The 4,468-nt window shown below is 45.3% G+C and carries 5 protein-coding genes; all 5 read left to right on the forward strand.

Features of this window, described 5'->3' with window-relative positions:
- On the forward strand, positions 1 to 330 hold a 330-nt coding region (locus RYO92_RS10860), incomplete at its 5' end, for a 4-hydroxy-tetrahydrodipicolinate reductase (protein ID WP_315370391.1).
- A gap of 10 nt (positions 331 to 340) precedes the next feature.
- Positions 341 to 1,777 (forward strand): adenylosuccinate lyase, encoded by a 1,437-nt coding sequence (purB, locus tag RYO92_RS10865; protein WP_442945657.1) that lies wholly within the window; start codon positions 341 to 343, stop codon positions 1,775 to 1,777.
- A gap of 61 nt (positions 1,778 to 1,838) precedes the next feature.
- Positions 1,839 to 2,021 (forward strand): hypothetical protein, encoded by a 183-nt coding sequence (locus RYO92_RS10870; RefSeq protein WP_040648282.1) that lies wholly within the window; start codon positions 1,839 to 1,841, stop codon positions 2,019 to 2,021.
- 87 nt (positions 2,022 to 2,108) lie between these two features.
- Positions 2,109 to 3,395, forward strand: coding sequence for an adenylosuccinate synthase (locus tag RYO92_RS10875; RefSeq protein ID WP_007156008.1), 1,287 nt, complete (start codon positions 2,109 to 2,111; stop codon positions 3,393 to 3,395).
- Positions 3,396 to 3,452: 57 nt separating this feature from the next.
- The coding region (locus tag RYO92_RS10880; protein ID WP_315370393.1) for a zinc ribbon domain-containing protein at positions 3,453 to 4,468 on the forward strand (1,016 nt) is incomplete at its 3' end.

Consider the following 4,468-nt stretch of genomic DNA (forward strand, 5'->3'; position numbering starts at 1 on the left):
CATCATCGTAGAAAAAAGGATGCCCCCAGCGGAACCGCTTTAATGCTGGAAAAGGCTGTAGAAGAGGGAATCGGAGAAAGCTTAGAGATGGTTTATGACCGTTCCGGAAGAGATACCGCCAGAGAGAAGAGAGAAATCGGCATGTCTTCCCTTCGTGGAGGTACCATTCCCGGTATTCATGAGGTAATTTTTGCCGGTGAAGATGAGGTAATCAGCTTAAATCATACCGCCTACAGTCGGAAAATCTTTGCAAAGGGCGCTATTACCGCTGCCTTTTTCCTGAAAAAACAGGAGCCGGGAAACTACAGTATGGCAGATGTTTTGAAATAATAAGGGAGGAATCATGAGTCATCAAAGCTACGAAAGCCCATTGTCCGGTCGTTATGCTTCCAAAGAGATGCAGGAAATCTTTTCTTCCGATTTTAAATTTAAAACCTGGAGAAAGCTGTGGATCGCTCTGGCGGAAAGTGAAAAGGAACTGGGGCTCCCCATTACCGAAGAGCAGATTCAGGAATTAAAGGAGCATGCAGAGGATATCAATTACGATGTAGCCATGGCTAGAGAGAAAGAGGTTCGCCATGATGTGATGAGCCATGTCTATGCTTATGGCGTACAGTGTGAAAAGGCAAAGGGAATCATTCATCTGGGAGCCACCTCCTGCTATGTGGGAGACAATACGGATCTGATTACCATGCGGGAGGGATTAAAGCTTCTTCGGAAAAAGCTTTTAAACTGCATGAAGGTCTTAGCAGACTTTGCCATGGAGTATAGAGGACTGCCCATGCTTGGCTATACCCATTTTCAGGCGGCACAGACCGTAACCCTTGGAAAAAGAGCCAGTCTTTGGCTACATGATTTGTATCTGGATTTTCTGGATGTGGAGGAATGTATTTCTTCCTTGAAGCTTTTAGGTTCCAAGGGAACTACCGGAACCCAGGCCTCCTTCCTGGAGCTTTTCGAAGGAGACCATGAAAAATGTAGAGAGCTGGACAGAAAGATTGCAAGGAAAATGAATTTCCCGGGAGTTTATCCCGTATCCGGCCAAACCTACAGCAGAAAAATTGATTCCAAGATTCTGGCGATTCTGTCCGGAATCGCTCAATCCGCCCATAAGTTTTCCAATGATATCCGGCTTTTACAGCATTTGAAGGAAGTGGAGGAGCCCTTTGAGAAAAAGCAAATCGGTTCCAGTGCCATGGCCTATAAGAGAAATCCCATGCGCTGTGAAAGAATTGCGGGCCTTGCCAACTTCGTCATGGCGGAGAGTCAGAATCCTCCCATGACTGCCGCAACCCAGTGGTTTGAACGGACTTTGGATGATTCTGCAAATAAGAGACTTTCCGTGCCCCATGCCTTTTTAGCTACAGACGGGCTTTTGGATCTCTATTACAATGTGGCCTCCGCTTTGGTGGTTTATCCGAAAATGATTGAAAAGCATCTTCGGGAAGAGCTTCCCTTTATGGCTACGGAAAACATCCTGATGGATGGGGTGAAAAGAGGGGGAGACCGGCAGGAGCTCCATGAAAAAATCAGAAGCTACTCCATGGAGGCAGGCTTAAGAGTGAAAAGAGACGGCCTGGACAATGATTTACTGCAAAGGATTACGGAGGATCCGGAATTTCCTTTGGAAAAGTCGGATTTAGAGGAGCTTTTGATTCCGGAAAAATATATCGGTCGTTGCAAGGAGCAGGTGGAGGATTTTATTGCTACGGATATTGCTCCCTTGCTGGAAAAGAATAAAGAGCTGTTAAATCTTTCCGTAGAAATAAAGCTTTAAGAATTAAAACAAGCATCTTGTGTGATATTTTTAAATTTTGTATACTGAGGAAGGAAAAGATATGAAGAGAGGAATAGCCATTTTCACTTTAATACTTTTTTGTCTTGCCCTGATAGCCTTATTGTTTCTGGCATTCACCGGGGGAAAGAAGGAGTATATGCTGGCCTTATTGTTCTGTGTCATGATTCTTCCCAGTCTTTTTTATGTGTATCAGTGGATCACAAGATTGATTAAAAAAGACTAGTTTTTTGATACTAGCTTTTTGATACTAGCTGTTTAGGGTGCAATCGCACTGCATTATACAATTCAAATGTAAGAAAGGGGAACAAGTATGGTTCAAGCAATTGTCGGTGCAAACTGGGGAGATGAAGGAAAGGGGAAGATTACAGACTATTTGGCGGAATCTGCGGACATCGTAGTTCGTTTTCAGGGAGGAGCCAATGCGGGACATACCATCATCAATCCTTATGGTCGTTTTTCTTTGCACCTTCTGCCCAGCGGAGTGTTTAACCCCAATGTGACCTGTGTTTTGGGGAATGGTGTTGCCGTGGATATCGGAAAATTTCTGGCTGAGCTGAAGTCTTTGGAGGAGGCCGGTGTACCGAAGCCAAAGATTTACATTTCCGACCGTGCCCAGGTAATGCTTCCCCACCATGTGTTACAAGATACTTATGAGGAGGAGCGTTTAGGAAAGAAGAGCTTCGGCTCCACTAAGTCCGGTATTGCTCCATTTTTCTCCGATAAATATGCCAAAATCGGCTTACAGTTTAATGAGCTCTACTTTGATGATATTTTAGAGGAACGTCTGAAGAAAATTTTGGAAATCAAGAATGCCTTGTTTACCAATCTCTACGACAAGGAGCCTCTGGATTTCAATACGGTATTAGCAGAGCTTAAGAAGCAAAGAGAAGAGATTAAGCCATTTTTAAAGGATACTTCCTTATTCCTGAGAACCGCTATTAAAGAGGGAAAGAAGATTTTACTGGAGGGACAGCTGGGAACCATGAAGGATCCTGACCACGGTATTTACCCCATGGTTACCTCCAGTCATACCTTGGCTTCCTACGGTGCTGTGGGAACAGGAATTCCTCCCTATGCCATTACCGATGTGGTTTGTGTTACCAAGGCCTATTCCTCTGCGGTAGGAGCCGGCGAATTTGTCAGCGAGCTCTTCGGAGAAGCGGCGGAGGAGCTTCGTAAGAGAGGCGGAGATAAGGGAGAGTACGGGGCAACCACGGGACGTCCCAGACGTGTGGGCTGGTACGATGCGGTGGCCTCCCGTTATGGATGCGCTTTACAGGGAGCAACCCAGGTGGCTTTGACCGTTTTGGATCCCCTGGGATATTTGGATGAGATTCCCATTTGTACCGGCTATGAAATCGATGGAGAAGTGATTCGTGATTTTCCGGTAACTCCCTTATTAAGAAAGGCTAAGCCGGTATATACCGTATTGAAGGGCTGGAAGCAGGATATCCGCGGAATTCGTAAGTATGAGGATCTCCCGCAGGAGTGCAGAGACTATATCGACTTTATTGAGAAGGAGTTGGAGGTTCCCATTACCATGGTTTCCAATGGACCGAAGAGAGAAGAGATTCTACTGAGAACACCAAAGATTTAAAAAGAAAAAATTTATGAAAGCCTAAGAAACAGTAGATTGGAATAGACAGGAGGAAAAATGGCCCGTTGCCCGAATTGTGCAGGAGAATTACTCTTTGATATCAAAACCCAAAGCCTGAAATGTCAACAATGCGACTCCGTTTTTAATCCCTACGATAAGGATAAGACCGTTGAAGGAGTGGTACAGGAGTACTACGATACCCAGGTATTTACCTGCCCCCAATGCGGGGCGGAGATAGAGAGTACGGATTTCTCCGGTACAGGCTTTTGTGCCTACTGCGGTTCCTCCGTGGTTTTTACCAGTCGAATGAAGCAGGCGGAGATGCCTCAGAAAATCATTCCCTTCCAGCTTACCAAGGAGGATTGTAAAAAGCGTTATCAGGACAAGGTTCGTTCCGCTATCTACCATGATAAGGAACTGGAAAATTCGGAGTATCTGGAAAGGTTTGTGGGGTATTACCTTCCCTACTGGCTTTATAGCTTTGAGGTGGATGAGCCCTTGGCATTGGAGGGACTAAAGGAATATCGAAGCGGAAGCTATCAATATCAGGAACGTTATGCCCTTTCCGGACAGCTCCAGGGAAAGTTTAACAACATCCCCTATGATGCCTCCACCCGCTTTGATGATACGATTGCCGGCTGTATTGCCCCCTTTACCGAGAAGAATTTAAAGGAATTCAGTCCGAACTTCCTTTTAGGCTTTTACAGTGATGTGGCGGATGCGGATGCCAAGCAATATGAGCCTAAAGCCCTTCATATGGTGGAACAACAGCTTTGGTCCTCCATCTTGGGAAGGCAGGGCTTTCAGGAAAGCGACATGCAGTTAAACAATGAAAGCATTCGCTCCTTGACGAAAATCGGTGCCAAATCCGTAACTGTGGAGCGGGGTATGTTTCCGGTTTGGTTTTTGAGCTATAAAAAGGACAATCGAATCGCCTATGCGGTGGTAAATGGAGAGACCGGTAAGGTTTACTGTGATATTCCCATTAGCGAAAGCCGTTTTCATAACGCATCTATGATGATTGCCATTCCCATATTCCTGATTTTGAATTTATTTTTTCAAATCAAGGCGGA

It is taken from the genome of Oribacterium sinus (genome assembly GCF_963553175.1).
Lineage (GTDB): Bacteria > Bacillota > Clostridia > Lachnospirales > Lachnospiraceae > Oribacterium > Oribacterium sinus_B.